This is a genomic window from Christiangramia qingdaonensis (assembly GCF_048381525.1).
Taxonomy (GTDB): Bacteria; Bacteroidota; Bacteroidia; order Flavobacteriales; family Flavobacteriaceae; genus Christiangramia.
Genome location: NZ_JBLWIM010000012.1, coordinates 233,210 through 253,157 on the forward strand (window position 1 = coordinate 233,210; position 19,948 = coordinate 253,157).

Below are 19,948 nucleotides of genomic sequence, written 5' to 3' on the forward strand. Positions count from 1 at the left end.
GTATTCGTCGTACTTCTTACGTTTTTCAGGATCACTTAAAACTTCATGCGCCTCATTGATCTGCTGAAATTTCACCTGGGCATCCTTATTATCTGGATTAAGATCTGGATGGTATTTCCTGGCAAGCTTTCGATAGGCCTTTTTAATATCAGCCTGTGAAGCAGATCTCTCCAGTTCCAGTAATCTATAATAATCTATAAAATCCATGTATTATGCTTTAAATACACCGCTATCTGATTCGGTTTTATTTAACTGACTTTCTATCAAACCTATTTGTCCAAGATGATAAATATCATGCTGAAGGATTCCCAGAATAAGGTATTCCATATCATAATCACGACCGCTTACCTTAGTAGAGAGATAAGAATCATCAGGTTTTTCGTGTAATGCTTCATAAATGCGACATTGTGCTGCAACCAGATTCCTTTTTAGTTCTTCCCATTCTTCCTTGCTATGGATCTTAATCTCTGGCCAGTCCATTTCAGAATCTATGGAAATATCAAAATCTTCATTGTTCTTTAGTTTTTCGTACACAAATTTCTTCCAGCAAATTAGATGGGCGACAATCTCAGCGACGCTATGTGATTTAGGAATACAGGTTTTATAACCGATGATGTAGGGTACATTCTCCAGTTTTCGCATCAGGGATTGCCCAAACCATGGGTCTCCCTCAAATGTTTCGGATAGTTTCTGAATTAATTTCTCGGTTCTTTCTTTCATAAACTTAACAGTGAAAAGTGAAATTACAAAATTTTGATATGGAGCCTCAGTTAAGCTTTTGCTAAAACCCTCAGACTCATGCTAAATTTGAATTTAACAAACGTTGAAATTGAATTTCGGGAAGCCGCTGTATTTCAAAGATTCAACAAATTATAAAGTACTTTAAATTAAGTCTAAATAGACAGGAAAAAGACTTGGAAAGCTTGTTAAAAATTAGAATGAAGCGTATTTTTGTTGCACTTATATAAAAATAATTCTAAACATTTATGGCGAAATCTGCGCTTTTAAAGTCATCACTGGCAAAAAAATACTGGATGGCTTTCACCGGCCTTTTTCTGTGCCTGTTTTTAGTAGGTCACTTATTTGGAAATCTGCAACTTCTACTACCAGTTAGTGATATGGCAAGAGACCAGTTTAATGAATACGCGTTATTCATGACAACCAATCCTGCGGTTAAAGTGTTATCCTACGTAACGTACATTAGTATCATTTTTCATGCAATCGATGGATTGTTATTAACGATCCACAATCGTAAGGCAAGACCACAGGGATATGTAAACTTTAAACCATCTACCAACAGTAAATGGTCTTCAAGAAACATGGGAATCCTTGGAACTGTTATTCTTGCGTTCATTGTAATTCATATGACAATGTTCTGGGCAGAAATGAAGTTTGGAGGTCTTGATGATACTTATTACACCACAGCAAATGGCGAGGAAGTTAAAGATCTTTATACCCTGACGATCAAAACCTTTCAGGATGCACAATATGGTTTACTGTGGGCGATCGCCTATGCAGTAGCGATGCTGGCAATAGGTTTTCACCTGTCACACGGGTTCTCAAGTGGATTTCAATCACTTGGTGTTAATCATCCTAAGTACAATGGATTTATTAGAAAAACAGGTTATGCTTTTGCAGTATTAGTACCGCTCGCATTCGCTGTTATTCCTTTTTATATTCACTTTGTACTAGAAAAAATTTAAGCTATGGGAATATTTGAATCAAATGCACCTAAAGGCCCATTGGCAGAAAAGTGGGTTAATCATAAGAACGATATCAATCTTGTGAATCCTGCGAATAAACGTAATATAGACGTGATCGTAGTGGGTACAGGACTGGCCGGGGGAAGCGCAGCAGCAACGCTTGCAGAACTTGGATATAACGTAAAAACATTTTGCTACCAGGATTCTCCACGTAGAGCTCACTCGATCGCAGCTCAGGGAGGGATCAATGCAGCAAAGAACTATCAGGGAGATGGTGACTCTGTTTACCGTCTTTTCTATGATACCATCAAAGGTGGTGATTACCGTTCGAGAGAATCCAACGTTTATCGACTGGCAGAAGTCTCTGGGAATATTATTGACCAGTGTGTTGCGCAGGGAGTTCCTTTCGCACGTGAATATGGTGGACTGTTGGATAACCGTTCTTTCGGTGGAGTTCTTGTATCAAGAACCTTTTATGCTAAAGGACAAACTGGCCAGCAATTATTGCTTGGAGCATATTCAGCAATGAACCGCCAGATCAACCGCGGGAAGATCCAGACTTTCAACAGGCATGAAATGCTTGATGTTGTAAAAGTAGATGGAAAAGCTCGAGGAATCATTGCCAGGAACCTGGTTACTGGTGAACTGGAAAGACATTCTGCCCATGCAGTTGTAATCGCTTCAGGGGGATATGGAAATGTATTCTTCCTTTCTACCAATGCGATGGGAAGTAATGTTACAGCTAGCTGGAAAATACATAAGAAAGGAGCCTATTTCGCAAATCCTTGCTTTACTCAAATTCATCCAACCTGCATTCCGGTTTCAGGAGATCACCAGTCTAAATTGACGTTGATGTCTGAATCACTTCGGAATGATGGTAGGATATGGGTTCCGAAGAAAAAAGAAGACGCTGAGGCAATTCGTAGCGGTAAGAAAAAACCGACCGAACTTTCGGAAGAAGAAAGAGATTATTACCTGGAAAGAAGATATCCAGCTTTTGGTAACCTGGTGCCGCGTGATGTTGCATCCAGAGCAGCCAAGGAGCGTTGTGATGCTGGTTTCGGGGTAAATAAAACTGGAGAAGCAGTTTACCTGGACTTTAGCTCTGCTATCATGAGATATGGTAAAGAGGAAGCTACTACCAGAAAGCTCGATAATCCATCAGATAACGATATTAAGAAATTAGGTAAGGAAGTTGTAGAAGCCAAATATGGCAACCTTTTCCAGATGTACGAGAAGATCGTAGATCAGAATCCTTACGAAACTCCAATGATGATTTATCCTGCGGTACATTATACCATGGGTGGTGTTTGGGTAGATTATAATCTACAAACTACAATTCCAGGATGTTTCGCGATTGGGGAAGCTAACTTTTCAGATCACGGAGCCAACAGACTGGGAGCTTCAGCCTTGATGCAAGGTCTTGCAGATGGATATTTTGTACTTCCTTATACCATTGGCCATGCACTTTCAGAAGATATCAGAACCGGAGCGATCCCAACTGATACTCCTGAATTTGAAGAAGCTGAAAATGAAGTGAGAGCTCAACTGGAAAAACTGATCAATACCAAGGGAACAAAATCTGTAGATCATTTCCATAAGATTTTAGGAAAGATCATGTGGAATAAAGTGGGAATGGCAAGAAATGCGACCGGATTGAAGGAAGCCATTTCTGAAATTCAGGCTTTGAGAGAAGAATTCTGGAAAGATGTTCGAGTACCAGGTACCGCGAATGAAATGAATGCTGAACTTGAAAAAGCAGGTCGTGTAGCAGATTTCCTTGAACTTGGAGAACTGTTCGCTAAGGATGCACTGCACAGGGAAGAAAGCTGTGGTGGTCACTTTAGAGAAGAGCATCAAACCGAAGAAGGAGAAGCACTAAGAGATGACGAGAACTTTATGTACGTAGCTGCATGGGAATACACCGGAAAACCGGCCGATGCAATACTTCATAAGGAGGAACTTGATTACGAGGATATCGAAGTAAAAACAAGGAGTTATAAATAGATTTGAGATCTGGGATTCGTTTCGAACAATCTCATTTCTAATTATTCAATACTAAAAGTATGAACCTTACATTAAAAATATGGCGCCAGAAAAACGCCGAAACTAAAGGAAAAATGACCACATACCAGGTTACCGATATATCTGCGGATATGTCTTTCCTGGAAATGATGGACGTGCTTAACGAACAGTTGATCGCTAAGGGTGACGAGCCTGTAGCATTTGATCATGACTGTAGAGAAGGTATTTGTGGTTCATGCAACCTGCAGATCAATGGAGAACCTCACGGTCCAGATCGTGGTGTGACCACCTGCCAGTTGCACATGAGAAAATTCAAGGATGGCGATACGATTGTGATCGAACCATTTAGAGCTAAAGCATTTCCGGTAATAAAGGATCTTGTAGTAGACCGCACCTCTTTTGACAGAATTCAGCAGGCTGGTGGGTATATTTCTGTAAATACTTCAGGAAACACTCAGGATGCTAACTCTATTCCAGTAGATAAAGAAAGTGCAGATATGTCTTTCTATGCTGCGACCTGTATTGGTTGTGGCGCCTGTGTTGCCGCTTGTAAAAACGCAAGTGCCATGTTGTTTACCTCAGCAAAAGTAAGTCAGTTCTCACTATTACCTCAAGGTGAAGTTGAAGCAGACCGTAGAGTATTGGCCATGGTAGAGCAAATGGATAAAGAAGGATTTGGTAACTGTACAAATACAGGTGCCTGCGAGATCGAATGTCCTAAGGGAATTTCTCTAGAGAACATCGCGAGAATGAACAGAGATTATCTGAAAGCATCGGTTAAATAAACCTTTGTATCAACATAAATAGAGATCCCGGACTGTTTTAGTTCGGGATTTTTTATACCTTAAAATCAGTAATTGAATTAAAGTCTATGAAGTTGGAATCGAAATTACCCGGAAGCAAAACCAGTATTTTTTCTGTGATGAGTAAAATGGCGAATCAATACGAAGCGATCAATCTCTCCCAGGGCTTTCCTAATTTTGAAACCGATCATAAACTTAAAGATCTGGTGACCAAAGCAATGAAAGATGGTTACAATCAGTATCCGCCAGATGCTGGAGTGCTGGAACTAAGAGAAATGATTTCCCGGAAATTTAATGATCTCTACGGAAAATACTATAAACCGGAAACCGAAATAACCATTACTTCAGGAGCGACAGAAGCGCTTTACAATAGCATTACTGCATTTGTACAGAAAGGCGACGAAGTCATTGTGCTGAAGCCGGCTTACGACTCATATGAGCCAACAATTCAATTAGCAGGAGGTATTCCTATACAGATCCAGTTGAAAGGCAGTGATTATAAGGTCGATTGGGAAGATGTTGCCAAAGCCATTACGAATCGTACCAGGATGATCATCATAAATACTCCGCATAATCCAACGGGCACAGTACTTTCAAAAGAAGACATGATGAAATTGCAAAAACTTCTGAAGGATACTAATATCATACTATTGAGTGACGAGGTTTACCAGCACTTGATTTTTGATGGAAGGCTACACCAAAGTGCTTCCAGGTTTCCGGAACTTTCGAAAAGAAGTATCGTTTGTGGCTCGTTTGGAAAGACCTTTCATAATACCGGATGGAAAACTGGTTATTGCGTAGCTCCTGAAGAATTGATGAAAGAGATCAGGAAGATCCATGAACTCACCACTTTTTCTGTAAATCATCCTATGCAACGCGCCTATGCAGAATACCTTGAGGAGCCGAAACATTATCTCGATCTTGCAGGGTTTTACCAGGAAAAGAGAGATACTTTTTTAAAGCTTATTTCCGATTCAAAATTTAGAAGTGAACCATCTAAAGGCACCTATTTTCAATTATTGGATTTTTCAGAAATTACTACGGAAAAAGATACCGATTTTGCTGAGAGACTGGTGAAGGAACACCAACTTGCAGCTATCCCGGTTTCAGTATTCAATATAGACGAAAAGGACCATTCTCAGCTTCGCTTTTGCTTCGCTAAAACAAATGAAACATTAGAAAAAGCAGCTGAAATTTTATGCTCACTATAATATGAACATCAACATTCGTATTCTTGGACAGGACTTCGTGCTGCACCCGCTAGGTGTTGCGTACTGGCCGGAACAGGAGATCCTGTTAGTGGCAGATGTTCATCTTGGAAAAGTATCGCACTTCAGGAAACATGGAAGTGCAGTGCCCTACCAGGCGATCGTAGAAAATTTCGACAGGCTAGATAGAATACGAAAAGACTTTGATCCGGAGCACATCATTTTTCTTGGCGATCTATTCCATTCTTCACTTAATATGGAATGGAAAATTTTTGAAGAATGGATTACTTCCATCGATAATCAGGTTCACTTGGTTGCTGGAAACCATGATATAATTTCTCCATTACGTTACCAGGAACTGGGCATACAGATCTATCAGGAATTGAAAATTGAAAAGTTCATATTGACCCATCATCCTGAAGAGCATGATGGTTTATTCAATTTGTGCGGACACGTTCACCCGGGTTATAAATTATTTGGTTTCGGCAGACAAATGCTGAAATTACCGTGTTTTTACAAAAGCACTAACCAGATGATCTTCCCCGCTTTTGGAGAATTTACCGGGAATTATTTTATGGAACCTGAAGATGGAGATCGTATATTCGCTATAACCGGTAAAGAAGTGATTCCCATTCAATAAAACCTAATTCTTATGGTCAAGAAACTAGCAGTAGCCAATTTTATTTCTGTTATCATCACCATCGCTTTCACCTATTACACCCAAACAGGTGAGATCAATGGTAAAACGATTGGAGAAATGAGTGATAAATACAGTAACCTTTTTACTCCGGCCGGATATGCTTTTTCAATCTGGGGTGTGATATTCCTTTCTCTAATAGTCTTTTCTGTTTATATGCTTATTCAGGCCTTTGGCAATGGAGAACACACAAAGTTCATTAAAAGGACTAAATTTTGGTTTATTGTTGCGAATATCGGTACTTGTCTATGGAGCCTTGCCTGGCTGTATGACTTCCCGGGACTTTCTGTTGTTATAATGTTCCTGATTCTGGCAAAATTATGCAAGATCATCATCAATACCGAAATGGAGCTAACAGATCCACCATTTAAGATCATCGCATTTTACTGGTGGCCAATTTGCTTATATTCAGGATGGATCGCAGTAGCAGCAATTGCCAATACCGCGGCTTGGTTAACAGAGATTGGCTGGGATGGAGCTTTCCTTTCCGAAGTTCAATGGACGCTCTTAATGATCCTGATTACAGTAGCTCTTAATATCACCATGATCTACAAACGAAATATGCGCGAATTTGCCGCTGTAGGAGTCTGGGCGCTTATCGGTATCTATGCTAAACAGATAGGTCAATACGATGTGATCGCCTACTCAGCAGCTGCAGGTGCTCTCCTTATCCTTTTAAACATTTCTTATCACGGATATAAGAATAGAAAAAAGCAGCCCTTATACCGAATGATGAAGGGTGAAAAATTTTAAATCATCGATTTAATGTCGCTGGACCAACTTGGATACGTAAAAATCATACCTTTTAAAGTTGCGCAGTCCAGTTTTCCACACATCGCCATAACGAACATATTGATAGTTTCGCTGGCTTCATTACTAACCAGGTGAGCACCCAGAACCAGGTTGGTTTCGTTATCTACCAGTGTTTTATAGGCATAAACTTTATCGTTAATCCGTTTTGAATTAAACCAGTCACTGGCATCGTTCATCTTCACCCGGAAATCATAACCTTTTTCTTTCGCTTGCTTTTCACTTAAGCCTACGGAAGCAACATTAGGAAGTGTAAATACAACAGAAGGTTGTGGTGGATAATCATATTCATGCGGTCTTTCAAGATCCATAATATTGGCGGTAACAACACGTGCCTCCTGGGATGCAAGTGGCGTTAGTGGTAAGCCTTCACTCGCAGAAACATCTCCACAGGCATAAACATTTGGATTTGAAATACTCTGAAGATTTTTATTGACCAGTACACCTCTTTTCGAGAAATCTACGTTCCCCTGTTTTAATTCCAGTTCATCAATAGATGGCACACGGCCAGCTGCATTTACAACACATCTGGCTTTGAGCTCAAGCTTTTTACCATTCTGATCTGCTATGACTCTTAAATTCTTCTGGAGCTTCTCTATCTCCTCTACCCTGGCGTTCATAACAAAATTAATCCCCAACTCTTCTGAAGATTCCTTCAGGTATTTAACCATATCCTCATCAAAGTTACTCAAAGGGGATTCTTCGCTATCCACGATTGTCACTTCTACTCCGCATCTGGCAGCAATATGAGCGAACTCCATCCCAATATATCCCGCACCAATAAAGATCATGCTTTCAGGTAACTCTTTCAATTCCAGAAAGTCATCACTATTAATCGCCAGTTCACGTCCAGGAATAGGCAATTCTAAAGGCTTCATCCCGGTTGCTATGACCAGCTTGTCAAATTTCACGGTTTTCCCTTCGACTGAGATGGTAGATTCATCCAGGAATTTAGGAGACTGATGGTACATTTTAATTCCGAGAGCTTCCAAATCCTGTTCAGTAGCGGCAGGCACAGCGTCCACGAATTTTTTCTTAAAATCCTGAAGGTCCTTCCAGCTATATTCTGGCATCTTCTCGATACCCTTACCTAACATATTTTGAGACCTGTTCAGTATTTCTGTAAGACCCACAAGAACTTTTTTGGGATCGCAACCGCGATTTGCACAGGTTCCTCCAAATTCACGATTGTCTGCAATCGCAACTTTTAACCCAGCCTCTACACATTCTTTCGCCACGCTTTTCCCGGCAGTCCCGGTTCCAATAACAAAAACATCAAATTTTTCGATTCCCATAATTATATTTCTCTACTTGTAATTTTCTATTTCGTTTTCTTGTTAGCTATAAGACTCCACGAATTATTCTCCTGAAAAAAGATCAGGAAAAAGATATATAAAGAATACAACATCTGGGTGCTAACAGCTCCCCAGTCTTCCTTAAAAGCACTACCCGCAATTAGAACGATCATTAATACTGCTGAAGCTGCCAGCGCTTTATTTGTATAGATTCCCAGCAAAAGCATTATTCCCAAAATTAATTCCAAGATCGGAATTGCGTAAGCGAAGGGGATGACCATAAATTCTGGAAGCATACTCCCCTCAAAACCTTCAACTATTCCTTCAGCAAAGCCTTGAAGTTTTGGCAGCCGAACCAACCCATGGATGCTGAAATTTACTCCCAGCGTGATCCTGGCGAAAAAGTAAGCAAGCTTTTTATGGTCCATGCATAATTTTAAGGGGAAGTTATAGAATGCATGGCGGTTCTTGTGTTATCAATTTGGTAAAATCCCGGGTATGCTATTTAATCGTTAAAAATGTGTCATCTGGTTGTAAGGCAGTCTGCTTGAATTTATATTTGCGTTAATGAGTACAAAACTTATCGCCCAGAATTTTGCACAATCCCCACAACAACGGGAATTGCAAAATGCCCTTGCCTATTCTGAAAATAAAACGTCTAATATTCATCTAAAGGGACTTGTTGGCTCTGCGTTGTCTTTCGTGGTAGCGGGCGCTTTCAAAGATGTGCAACGACCGTTTTTGCTGATCTTCAATGACAAGGAAGAAGCGGCCTATTATTTAAACGATCTTGAGCAGCTGGTAGGTGAAAAGAATGTGCTTTTTTATCCCGGTTCTTATAGAAGACCTTACCAGATCGAAGAGACTGATAATGCAAATGTGCTGCTGAGAGCTGAAGTTCTAAATCGAATCAACTCCAGGAAAAAACCTGCGATTATTGTTACCTATCCAGATGCTCTTTTTGAAAAAGTAGTTACGCGTAAAGAACTGGATAGAAGTACTCTGAAAATATCTGTAGACGATGAGCTTTCGATCGATTTTGTAAATGAAGTCCTTTTTGAATATCAGTTTAAAAGAGTTGATTTCGTTACAGAACCTGGTGAGTTTTCAGTGAGAGGTGGAATTATTGATGTTTTCAGCTTTAGTCATGATGAGCCCTATAGAATAGAATTTTTTGGGGATGAAGTAGACAGCATCCGGACTTTTGATGTCGAAACCCAGCTTTCTACAGATAAGAAAAAGAAGATTTCGGTAATGCCCAATGTTGAGAATAAGCAGCTCAACGAGATCAGGGAAAGTTTTCTGAAATATATTTCAGCAGATACTGCTGTATTCATAAAAAATCTGGACCTGCTTTCTGCCCAGGCAGACAAGCTCTTCAGTAAAGCTAAAGAAGCTTTTGAAAAACTTTCCGAAGAAGTAAAACATAGTGAACCTTCAGAATTATTTGCAGATGGCGAGCTTATAAAAAAGCAACTACTGGATTTTACCGCGGTAGAACTGAGCAATACGGCATTTCTTAAGCCCAAAACTGAAATTCAATATCATACCAAACCGCAACCTTCCTTTAATAAACAGTTCGATCTACTTATTGAAAACCTGGTAGAAAATCAGGAAGAAGGTTATAAGAATTTTATTTGTTGTGTAAGCGATCAGCAGGCACGCAGATTTAATGACATTCTGGAAGATCAGGATCAAAAGGTAGATTATCAGACCCCTGTTTTTAGCATGTTTCAGGGTTTTATCGATGAAGATTCTAAAATGGTTTGCTATACCGATCACCAGATCTTTGAGCGCTACCATAAGTTTAATCTGAAAAACGGGTATGCCAAGAAACAGGCGATCACGCTTAAGGAACTTACGAATCTTGAGGTGGGTGATTATGTAACGCATATTGACCACGGAATTGGGAAATTTGGCGGACTCCAGAAGATCGATGTAGAAGGAAAGAAACAGGAAGCGATCAAATTGATCTACGGCGAACGCGATATTCTTTACCTGAGCATTCACTCGCTACACAAAATTTCGAAGTTTAACGGGAAAGACGGGAAACCGCCTAAGATCTATAAACTGGGTAGTAATGCCTGGAAAAACCTGAAGAAAAAGACCAAAGCACGTGTAAAACATATTGCTTACGATCTTATAAAATTATACGCGAAACGCAGGCTCGAAAAAGGCTTTAAATACGATCCTGACTCCTATCTTCAGCATGAACTGGAAGCTTCTTTTATGTATGAAGACACGCCAGATCAAAGCTCGGCCACGGCAGCGGTAAAGGAGGATATGGAAAGTGAAAGACCTATGGACAGGCTTGTATGCGGGGACGTTGGCTTCGGAAAAACGGAAATCGCGATTCGTGCTGCTTTCAAAGCAGTAGACAACAACAAGCAGGTGGCAATCCTGGTTCCTACCACCATTCTTGCTTTTCAACACCATCAGACATTCTCTGAAAGATTGAAAGATTTCCCGGTAAGGATTGATTATTTGAACAGGTTTAGAACTGCGAAAGAGCGTAAGGAGACGCTGGCAGATCTTGCTGATGGAAAAGTAGATATTATCATTGGTACACACCAACTGGTAAGTAAGGCTGTCAAATTTAAAGATCTCGGGCTTTTGATCGTTGATGAGGAACAAAAATTTGGAGTGGCCGTAAAGGATAAACTGAAAACGATTCGTGAAAACGTAGATACACTAACGTTAACCGCGACGCCAATTCCAAGAACGCTACAATTCAGCTTGATGGCGGCGAGAGATCTTTCTACGATCACCACTCCGCCCCCAAACCGTTATCCTATAGAAACAAACATTATTCGATTTTCAGAAGAAACCATTCGTGATGCGATTTCTTATGAAATTCAACGTGGCGGACAGGTTTTCTTTATTCACAACAGGGTAGAGAATATCAAAGAAGTCGCCGGCATGATCCAGAGACTGGTCCCAGATGCTAAAATTGGTGTTGGACATGGGCAAATGGAGGGTAAGAAACTGGAGAAATTAATGCTGAGCTTCATCAATGGTGAGTTTGATGTGCTCGTCTCTACTACGATTGTTGAAAGCGGACTTGATGTTTCTGAAGCCAATACGATCTTTATCAACAACGCGAATAACTTTGGATTGTCAGATCTCCACCAGATGCGGGGCCGGGTTGGACGTAGTAATAAAAAGGCTTTCTGTTATTTTATTACTCCGCCATACTCTGTGATGACCGAAGATGCGCGTAAGAGGATCACAGCTTTGGAACAGTTCTCTGAACTAGGAAGCGGATTTAATATTGCCATGAAGGATCTTGAAATTCGTGGCGCTGGTGACCTTCTTGGAGGAGACCAAAGCGGTTTCATTAACGATATTGGATTTGATACCTACCAGAAAATCCTAAACGAAGCAATCGAGGAATTAAAAGAAAACGAATTTCGTGATCTTTATGCTGAAACCGAAGATGTGGAATTGAAAGATTTCGTCAAGGATACACAGATCGATACCGATTTTGAATTACTATTCCCTGATGATTATATCAACAATATCGCAGAGAGACTGAATCTATATACTAAACTTAACGAGCTTTCTACGGAAGAAGAACTGCTTCAATTTGAAGCAGAGCTGGAAGACAGGTTTGGCGAGTTACCTACACAAGCAGTTGATCTTCTAAACTCTGTAAGAATCAAATGGATCGCCGCCAAAATAGGACTTGAAAGAGTGGTATTGAAAAAGAATAAAATGGTTGGTTATTTTATAGCAGATCAAAATTCAAGGTTCTATCAAACTGCTAACTTCACGAAGGTTCTGCAATATGTGCAAACACACAAGCAAAACTGCACCATGAAGGAGAAACAAACCCGAAATGGACTACGACTGTTACTTACTTTTGACAGGATAAATTCTATCAATAAAGCTCTGAAAGTACTTGAGCCTTTGGATTTTAGAGAGAAGAAAGAAGAATTGGCGTAAAGCTTGCACAGAACAAATTAGATTTCATAATATTGAGGCAGCATGAATTTGACCTTGATTGACTTCGTGACACTAAAAATCCAGTAGAAAATTTCTTAAGAGGTTTGATTTAATTTGTTGATTAGCCCCAAACATTCCATACTTTCCCAAAAGACCATGATTAAAATTCTATGGTCTGTCTGTACTATATTCTGTTTTAGCGTTCAGCTTCAGGCGCAGGAAAATGAGAAAACTGAAAAGAGCGAACAAACTGAGAAGTCTGAAAAAAAGGATACAACGAATATATATGATCGATTAGAACGATTTTCAGAAAAGCGCAAGATCACTAAAAGAGTTCATCAGTTATTATTCAAGTCCACTACTAAAAAACCGAAAAAGCCAGTAAAAAAGCAGTACAGGGACTATTCGGAACTTGAAGGAAGACCCATTAGACATGTTATCATAGAGACAAAAGATCCTTTTGGTTTCTCCTTTACAGATTCTACAGAAACTGCCAATAGTTGGGTTGAAAGAACAGGGAATCAAATTCATATAAAGTCTAAAGACTTTGCTATTCGAAATTTTCTTTTACTGGATGAGAACGATCATCTGGACACTTTGCTATTGGATGAATCTGAGAGGTTACTGCGTTCACAGCAATATATTAGAGAAGTAAAAATTACTGCTCATCCTATAAAAAATTCTGATTCTGTAGATATAAAGATCCTGGCTCTGGATTCGTGGAGTCTTACACCCCAGGGCGTGTTTTCTACAAATGAGAACAAGGTGACTCTTAAAGAATATAATATTCTAGGGATTGGACACCAGCTTAATTTTAGCTTTGCGAACAGGCTGAGTGATGGAAAAAATGCCTATTCTGGCATCTACCGGGTTCCGAACATTAAAAACACCTTTATAACTGGAGAGATTCGGTACCAAAGCGACTTCAATGAATTCTATCGTAAAAGTATATTCATAGAAAGAGAATTTTATTCTCCTTTTACGAGATGGGCCGCAGGATTCTATGTAGATGAACAATACAGACAGGTAGAATTACCAAATTCGGCTTTAGAATTTGAAGATCAAAACTTCAAATATATTTCTCAGGATTACTGGATTGGGCATTCGTATCGCCTTTTCAAGGGAAACTCTGAAAAGGAACGAAGTACAAATCTTATTGCCAGCCTTGGTTTTCTGGATGTAAATTTTAAAGAGTCCCCTACGGCTGCATATGATAGTATCAATTTTTTTGCAGACGAGACAAGATATTTGGCCAGCATTGGAATATCTTCGAGACAATTCGTTCAGGATAAATATATCTTTAATGATGGTATTACTGAAGATGTCCCGGTGGGAAAAGTATATGCTTTAACCGGCGGATTCCAGAATAAGAATCAGCAAACCAGGATGTACCTGGGCGCCAGAGCTTCCTTTGGAAATTATTTCGACTGGGGATATATAAGTACCAACTTTGAAGCTGGTAGTTACTTCAATGGTTCAAAAACCGAACAAACCGCTTATTCTTTCCAGGCTAATTATTTTACAAACCTCATTGGACTAGGCGAAAAATGGAAAATGAGACAGTTTATAAAACCTCAGTTCATTATCGGGGTGGATAGAATGAATTCCATAGGTGACCGTTTGAGCATAGATGAGCACAATAGATTTAATGGTAGTTATGGAAGTGACTACCGGAGAACCACCGGGGCGCGAATCGCAGGTTTTGACAGTGATCTTACTGGAACCGAAAAGTATGTACTGGAACTACAAACTCAATTCTATTCGCCCTGGGATCTTTTTGGATTTAGATTAAACCCTTTTTTGAATTATACCGCCGGCATACTGAAGAACTCTAATTTCGGTAAGAATGACCTGTATTCTTCCATCGGTGTTGGATTTATTATTCGAAACGACTATCTGGTTTTCAGCAACTTTCAGCTATCTTTTTCTTTCTATCCTGAAATTCCAGGACAGGGACTTAATATCTTCAAAACAAATTCTATTGAAACTAATGATTTCGGTTTCCAGAATTTCAATTTAGGTAAGCCCAGGACAGTGCTCTTTAATTAGAAGCTACTTCGGGAAAATTAAGATACCCTTGCTATCCTTTAGCTTTTTCAATTACTCATAACTCTGAAATTATCGAGATCATACGTAGTAGTTTTATCTGGAGCGGCTCCCAAATATCTAAATCCAATCCAAATTTTTCCCTGCAAACAGGATATATCGATTTCTGAAGTTTTGAAGACATTACCAGAACCTCCTGATGGTCCATAAGGTATCGCAGCATCAAGTAGCTTCCAATCCGTAGTTCTGGGATCATTAGTGAAATCCTGAGTGAAATACACTTTTAAAAACATGCCGTTATCATACGAAGCCAGCAGATCAAAGGTCACAAGATTCGCTCTGGTACTGGAGATATCGATTACCGGGGATACCAGCCATGCTTCCATTGGATTCTCTAGCGTATTGTAGGCAGAGATCCTCAATAATCGATTGCCGTTTACCATCGTAGGCGTAAAACGTTTCTCCCCTCCACTCACATTGATATTGGTCCATTTTCTGGCAGCAAGTGTTGTATTGGAAGTTACACCATCAAAATTCTCTTCCGTGACCACATTTCTACTAAAATCACCTTCAGAATCACATTTGAAAAACTGGTCATCACATCTCTCACCGGAAAAATCGAGAGCGCTTGGATCATTTACAATTAGAACAAAATGTTCGTCATAATAATTGCGGCTAAGAACTCCTTTGATATTCCCGGAACCTGTGGGCAGCATCAAAGATCTGAAATTAGCATAGGTGCTCGTACTTAAAAATGCGGTCTCGCCGGTTGTACAACTTTCCAATTGTCTTTCACCATCATACTCATCGTACCTATGAGAAGCGAACGAAAAATTCTCTGCTTCACGCACCAGGTTAATATCAAATTGGATGTCATGCACTTCTACATAGAGGTTCTTAGTTTCTTCTGAAAACTCAGAAATTGAAAGTTTCTTCGGAATGATTTCAGAAGTGATTTCAGATCTAACAATAAAATCATCTATTAATGAAGAAGGAATTGCCACCACATCTCCCCTATTCTGAATACCTAGTTGCAAAACTCCATTATTAAATCCAAGACTAAGACCATCGAGCTTTACATAAACTTTTCTTCCGAAGTTATAAGTTTGATGCAGGGAATTGTCATCAACCAGAATTTGAATTCCAGACTGAGGATTTTGAGCCTTATCCTGTAAAACGAGCTTTTTATAAAAGTTACCTCCAGAATCATCACTAATAACATATGCTTCAAACCATGTATCGGTATCGCTGAAATTATGAATCTCACCAGTTTCTGTTTTGTAATTACCCTTCACTGCTACAATACTGGTGAAATTTCCATCTATGGATATACCGTCCTCTACAAGTTCTGGAACTTCAAAATCATCTGTTGGCACACAAGCTTGAAAAGTCATAGCCAGTAAAAAAATGATGAAAAATGTTCTATTCATATATTAAAATCTAAGATTTAAATTCACAAAATAACTGGTGCCGTTTCCATACCAGTATTTATTTCCGAAGATTGGAACCTCCCGATCCCTATCCACTTTTAAAGTTCTATAATTAGCATTCCGCGCCTGCTCGAAACCTCCGGTTTTAAAATCGGTGTTGAGTGTATTATTAATACTGGCGAATAAACCAAGATATTTATCTTTAATTCTCCAGCTTTTACCCCCAACGATGTTAGTGAGGAAATAGGGATCAAACTGCTCTTGCCGTAATAATTCTCTTGCTACTTCCGCATCGTATTCCACGATCTCCAAACCATCGTAATCTTTTTGAAAATTTGAGGTCCTATTCAGCGGACTCACATCTAGAAATGCGCCGGTAAAGTAATTTTGTGAAATACCGAACCACCAGTATGCAGGATCTCTATATTCGAAAGCTAGCTGAAAGGCAGATTGCGAACCACCCGGTAAGCGATAGCCTTTCAGGAATGATTGCTCATAATTCAAATCTTCAAAAGAACTGGAGTACAAGCTAAGAGCAGGATTGTTGCTGTATACAAACTGCCCGCTTCCTCCAGCCAGTTTCAGCTTCATCGTTGATGTTACCTGGTATTCTGAACTTAGTTCAACTCCAAGGTATTGTTTATCCATATTGGTTAGTACCTCCTGAACGAAAGCGGTCGAATTCTCTCTACCAAGGCCCGACAACCCATCTGTATAATAAAAAGAAACTTCGGTGCTATTCGCTATGTGCTGGACGTAGCCGGTCATTCTAAAGTTGAAAAGATTGGTACGATAGCGGTAACTAAGGTCTGAAGCAGTAATTATTTCTTCGGAAACCTGGGGAGCAATAGCGTTATTCTGGCGTGGATTTACAAATATATTCTTCAGCAATGGTGCCTTTGAAAAGGCTGCCAGATTAAATTCCAGGCTTTGGCGTCCAGAAAATTTATAAAGTAAGTTCGTTTTTATACCTGAAGTAAGAAAATCGATATCTTTTGATCTACCATAAGAATTGACCGTGAACTCTTCATTCTGGTAATTCCCAAAACGATTGAAGCTTGAGGTCGAAACCTGCCCGGAGATACTAACTTCCATACTTCTCCATTGCTTTTGAAGCTGAGCAAAAACTTCAGCTGTTTGAGCCTCTAAGTTATAATCATACTTATAACCCTCCCCTTCCATAACTTTTCGATCCGGATTGCGCAGGTCATTCTGAGAAAAATCTGAAAACACCTCTACGTCCAGAAAACTGGATGCTCCAAAGAGATCCTCGATCCTGCCAAAATTATGACTTTTAAGAGATGAAGCTTTGAAGCTAGTAATTAGATGCAGACTGGAAGATAATTGCCAGCTCAATATACTATTAGAAAGGAAACTTTGATCCTGATTGACATCTGCCGCGAGAGCGTACAAAGCATCGGGATTAGCATTGGCTTCATAAATGTCTGCCCAGTTGAGCTGTCCATTATTTCTCAATTCATTTGCCGAGAGATAAGCTTTCTGAAAATCTTCGAATCCTTCAAATCTCAGGAAATATCCTGGTAATTTCTGGTAATAAACTGGATCTGGATTTGAAGCTCCACCCAGGTAAGTGCGTTGCGAATCAAAATCAACAAAGCTAGTCCCTCCATAATCTATGCGGGTGTTAGAAACTTCACCAAACTGGTAAGAAAAATTAGTATTGACTTGTATATTTTCAGAAGGATTCCAGAAATGATTAAGCATAAAAATTGGCTCCTTGATCTCTTTCATCCTGCTATTACGAATCATACCCTCTTGGAAACCCCAGTATGGATTGTAACGTTTTCCTTTAATTTCAACAACCTCTTCTGTGAGTGGAGCAGATTTCCCACGAAGTGTTGGCGTATAGATCGCAGTGAAATTAAGTGCATGCTCCTTATTAATGATCTTTTCCAGACCCAGGTAAATAGAGTTTGCGTCGAACGGAGTTCCTTCCATGTAACCTTCACTTGCATAACGGCGGCCTATAGAAAATGCATAAAACCAGCCATTATTTTTCTCGCCACTTGCGTAAGTTGCCATAAGCCTTCCGGTATAACTACGGTTAGAACCCGAGGCAGTAATTCTACCACCACTTGCAAAACGGGATGCACGCATGATCATATTCGTGGTACCACCAAGACCTCCGAAACTATATTCTGAAGGTGATACCCCTGGACTAAAAACCTGGTTTCTCTGCACGTCATTAAGACCTCCCCAATTACTCCATTGAGGTCTGCCATCAAAAGCTTTGTTCATCTCAACTCCGTTGATCATTAAGCTGCCATGCTCTGAACCTAGGCCCCTAACCCGGTAAAAAGTCTGACTAAAATCAAAGGCAGCAGCGCTGAGATAAGCATCCCGGGTGGATTGAAGAATACCTGAAATATTATCCAAGTCGGCTTCATCCTCCATGACTTCTGCATCTGAAAGACTTATCGTATTCTGAAATGTGAGATCGCGACTGGAATCTGGACTAAGTGAAATAGTGGAAAGATCCAGCTCCAGGATTCCATTCTTCTTTACAGGTATTCGTTTACTAAGATAACCCGCTCTCGTTATTAGAATAATAATTTCATTTTCTGAAATACTTTCCATTCCCAAAGTAAATTTTCCTTCAGGGTCTGAGAACGTCTCATTAAAAGAATTCTCTCTTGCAATTTTAACCTGGGGTAAGGGCACCTGGGTGATTGCGTCTATAATCCGACCATTTATGATCGGAGTTTGGGCGTATATACTTTGATAAACCAAAGAAAACAGACACACCCAAAAAAAGGTTTTATTCATTCAGTGCCTCGTCGTCGAAATATGGGATAATTTTAAATCATTTTTCTGTAATAATCAAAAAACCAGTACTTTAATTGCGGTCTAAAATGATAAAAAATTGAAGAAATATATTACAGCGATTTATTTGGTAATTGGGCTATACCTGACAACTTCAGAAAAGCTATATTGTCAGAATATGAGAGATTACCATATTGAAACTATTGCCTTTTATAATGTAGAGAATTTGTTCGACACCGTAGACGACACCCTCACGTTTGATGATGACAGGACTGCTCTGGGTAAAGACAACTGGACCGAAGAACGCTATGATGTTAAAATAGCGAATATTTCCAGGGTGCTTGCTGAAATAGGAACTCAGGAATCTAAAAAGCCACCATTGGTTATAGGTCTTTGTGAAATTGAAAATAAGAAGGTTTTAGAAGATCTTATCGCACATCCCAACCTTGCACAGTTCAATTACGGGATCGTGCATTACGATTCTCCAGATGAGCGAGGCATCGATGTGGCACTGCTGTATCGATCGCAGTCTTTTGTAGTAACGAATTCCCAGGCCAGAAAATTAATGATCTATGATGAGGATAAAAGGGATTATACCAGAGACCAATTAGTGGTTAGCGGAATTGCCATGGGGCAGGAAACTCATTTTATAGTAAATCACTGGCCCTCCAGGTCTGGTGGTGAAGCAAAAAGCAGTTACAAACGCGAAAAAGCTGCTATGCTTAATAAACGTATTATTGACTCCATCTACCAGGAAGACCCCAAAGCAAGAATTATTGGAATGGGAGATTTCAACGATGATCCTACCAATAAAAGCTTTAAAAAGTTCCTACAAACTAAAGCCGAAATTCAGGATTTGAAAGAAGGAGACCTGTATAATCCTATGGAAAACATGCTTAAAAGAGGTCGCGGAACACTGGCTTATCGTGATTCCTGGAACTTATTCGATCAATTTTATCTTTCAGAAAGCTTATTGAACAGAACTTCTGAAGGATTTCAGTATTATAAAGCCGGAATTTTCAACGCTCCTTATCTAATTACACAGGGTGGCCAGTACCGCGGATATCCTATGCGTACTTATGGTAGCTCAGGCTATCAGCCAGGTTATAGTGATCATTTTCCCGTATACCTGTATTTGATAAAAGCTGTAGAATAAAAAAAGCCCGGTTTAAAACCGGGCTTTTTTTTATGATGTTCTTCAA

Annotated in this window: 15 protein-coding genes; 9 read left to right on the top strand and 6 right to left on the bottom strand. The window is 39.7% G+C overall.

All coding sequences use genetic code 11. The features are described from left to right. Together ACNI3T_RS05960 and ACNI3T_RS05965 are read right to left on the bottom strand one after the other, a co-directional pair. A partial coding sequence (locus tag ACNI3T_RS05960) for a DnaJ domain-containing protein (protein WP_418227047.1) occupies positions 1–207 on the bottom strand: 207 nt, incomplete at its 3' end. A 3-nt stretch (positions 208–210) separates the two neighbouring features. Beyond that, positions 211–720 carry a DinB family protein gene (locus ACNI3T_RS05965; protein ID WP_322301732.1) on the bottom strand — a complete coding sequence of 170 codons (510 nt, stop codon included), beginning with the start codon at positions 718–720 and terminating at the stop codon, positions 211–213. Positions 721–986: 266 nt separating this feature from the next. On the opposite strand from ACNI3T_RS05965, the gene ACNI3T_RS05970 reads away from it, so the two are divergent. The 6 genes from ACNI3T_RS05970 to ACNI3T_RS05995 all read left to right on the top strand — a co-directional run bounded on the left by ACNI3T_RS05970 (position 987) and on the right by ACNI3T_RS05995 (position 7,189). Beyond that, entirely contained in the window at positions 987–1,703 is a 717-nt protein-coding gene (locus ACNI3T_RS05970) for a succinate dehydrogenase cytochrome b subunit (RefSeq protein WP_141876559.1), read from the top strand. A 3-nt stretch (positions 1,704–1,706) separates the two neighbouring features. Further along, a complete protein-coding gene (locus ACNI3T_RS05975; protein WP_418227048.1) occupies positions 1,707–3,710 on the top strand; it encodes a fumarate reductase/succinate dehydrogenase flavoprotein subunit in 2,004 nt (667 codons plus the stop codon). A 59-nt stretch (positions 3,711–3,769) separates the two neighbouring features. After that, positions 3,770–4,513, top strand: coding sequence for a succinate dehydrogenase/fumarate reductase iron-sulfur subunit (locus ACNI3T_RS05980; RefSeq protein WP_322301729.1), 744 nt, complete (start codon positions 3,770–3,772; stop codon positions 4,511–4,513). Positions 4,514–4,599: 86 nt separating this feature from the next. Continuing rightward, a complete protein-coding gene (locus ACNI3T_RS05985) occupies positions 4,600–5,742 on the top strand; it encodes a methionine aminotransferase (protein WP_418227049.1) in 1,143 nt (380 codons plus the stop codon). Between the two features lies 1 nt (position 5,743). Next, positions 5,744–6,379 carry a ligase-associated DNA damage response endonuclease PdeM gene (gene pdeM, locus ACNI3T_RS05990; protein WP_322301727.1) on the top strand — a complete coding sequence of 212 codons (636 nt, stop codon included), beginning with the start codon at positions 5,744–5,746 and terminating at the stop codon, positions 6,377–6,379. Positions 6,380–6,391: 12 nt separating this feature from the next. Continuing rightward, on the top strand, positions 6,392–7,189 hold the full coding sequence (locus ACNI3T_RS05995; protein ID WP_418227050.1) for a tryptophan-rich sensory protein: 798 nt from the start codon (positions 6,392–6,394) through the stop codon (positions 7,187–7,189). Here ACNI3T_RS05995 and ACNI3T_RS06000 read toward each other — a convergent pair. Both ACNI3T_RS06000 and ACNI3T_RS06005 read right to left on the bottom strand, forming a co-directional pair. Next, positions 7,186–8,541 carry a dihydrolipoyl dehydrogenase family protein gene (locus ACNI3T_RS06000; protein WP_418227051.1) on the bottom strand — a complete coding sequence of 452 codons (1,356 nt, stop codon included), beginning with the start codon at positions 8,539–8,541 and terminating at the stop codon, positions 7,186–7,188. The two genes, ACNI3T_RS05995 and ACNI3T_RS06000, sit on opposite strands and share 4 nt — an antisense overlap. 26 nt (positions 8,542–8,567) lie before the next feature. Beyond that, positions 8,568–8,969 (bottom strand): DoxX family membrane protein, encoded by a 402-nt coding sequence (locus tag ACNI3T_RS06005; protein WP_418227052.1) that lies wholly within the window; start codon positions 8,967–8,969, stop codon positions 8,568–8,570. A 139-nt stretch (positions 8,970–9,108) separates the two neighbouring features. Here ACNI3T_RS06005 and mfd point away from each other — a divergent pair, with 139 nt between their 5' ends. Beyond that, positions 9,109–12,486, top strand: a complete 3,378-nt coding sequence (mfd, locus tag ACNI3T_RS06010) for a transcription-repair coupling factor (RefSeq protein ID WP_418227053.1) — start codon at positions 9,109–9,111, stop codon at positions 12,484–12,486. Between the two features lie 156 nt (positions 12,487–12,642). After that, positions 12,643–14,535 carry a hypothetical protein gene (locus ACNI3T_RS06015; protein ID WP_418227054.1) on the top strand — a complete coding sequence of 631 codons (1,893 nt, stop codon included), beginning with the start codon at positions 12,643–12,645 and terminating at the stop codon, positions 14,533–14,535. Between the two features lie 47 nt (positions 14,536–14,582). Here ACNI3T_RS06015 and ACNI3T_RS06020 read toward each other — a convergent pair whose 3' ends face one another. Together ACNI3T_RS06020 and ACNI3T_RS06025 are read right to left on the bottom strand one after the other, a co-directional pair. After that, positions 14,583–15,962 (bottom strand): DUF5689 domain-containing protein, encoded by a 1,380-nt coding sequence (locus ACNI3T_RS06020; protein ID WP_418227055.1) that lies wholly within the window; start codon positions 15,960–15,962, stop codon positions 14,583–14,585. A 3-nt stretch (positions 15,963–15,965) separates the two neighbouring features. Next, on the bottom strand, positions 15,966–18,644 hold the full coding sequence (locus ACNI3T_RS06025; protein WP_418227056.1) for a TonB-dependent receptor plug domain-containing protein: 2,679 nt from the start codon (positions 18,642–18,644) through the stop codon (positions 15,966–15,968). Positions 18,645–18,846: 202 nt separating this feature from the next. Between ACNI3T_RS06025 and ACNI3T_RS06030 the strand changes: the two genes are divergently transcribed. Next, positions 18,847–19,902 (top strand): endonuclease/exonuclease/phosphatase family protein, encoded by a 1,056-nt coding sequence (locus ACNI3T_RS06030; protein WP_418227057.1) that lies wholly within the window; start codon positions 18,847–18,849, stop codon positions 19,900–19,902. Positions 19,903–19,948: the final 46 nt, after the last annotated feature.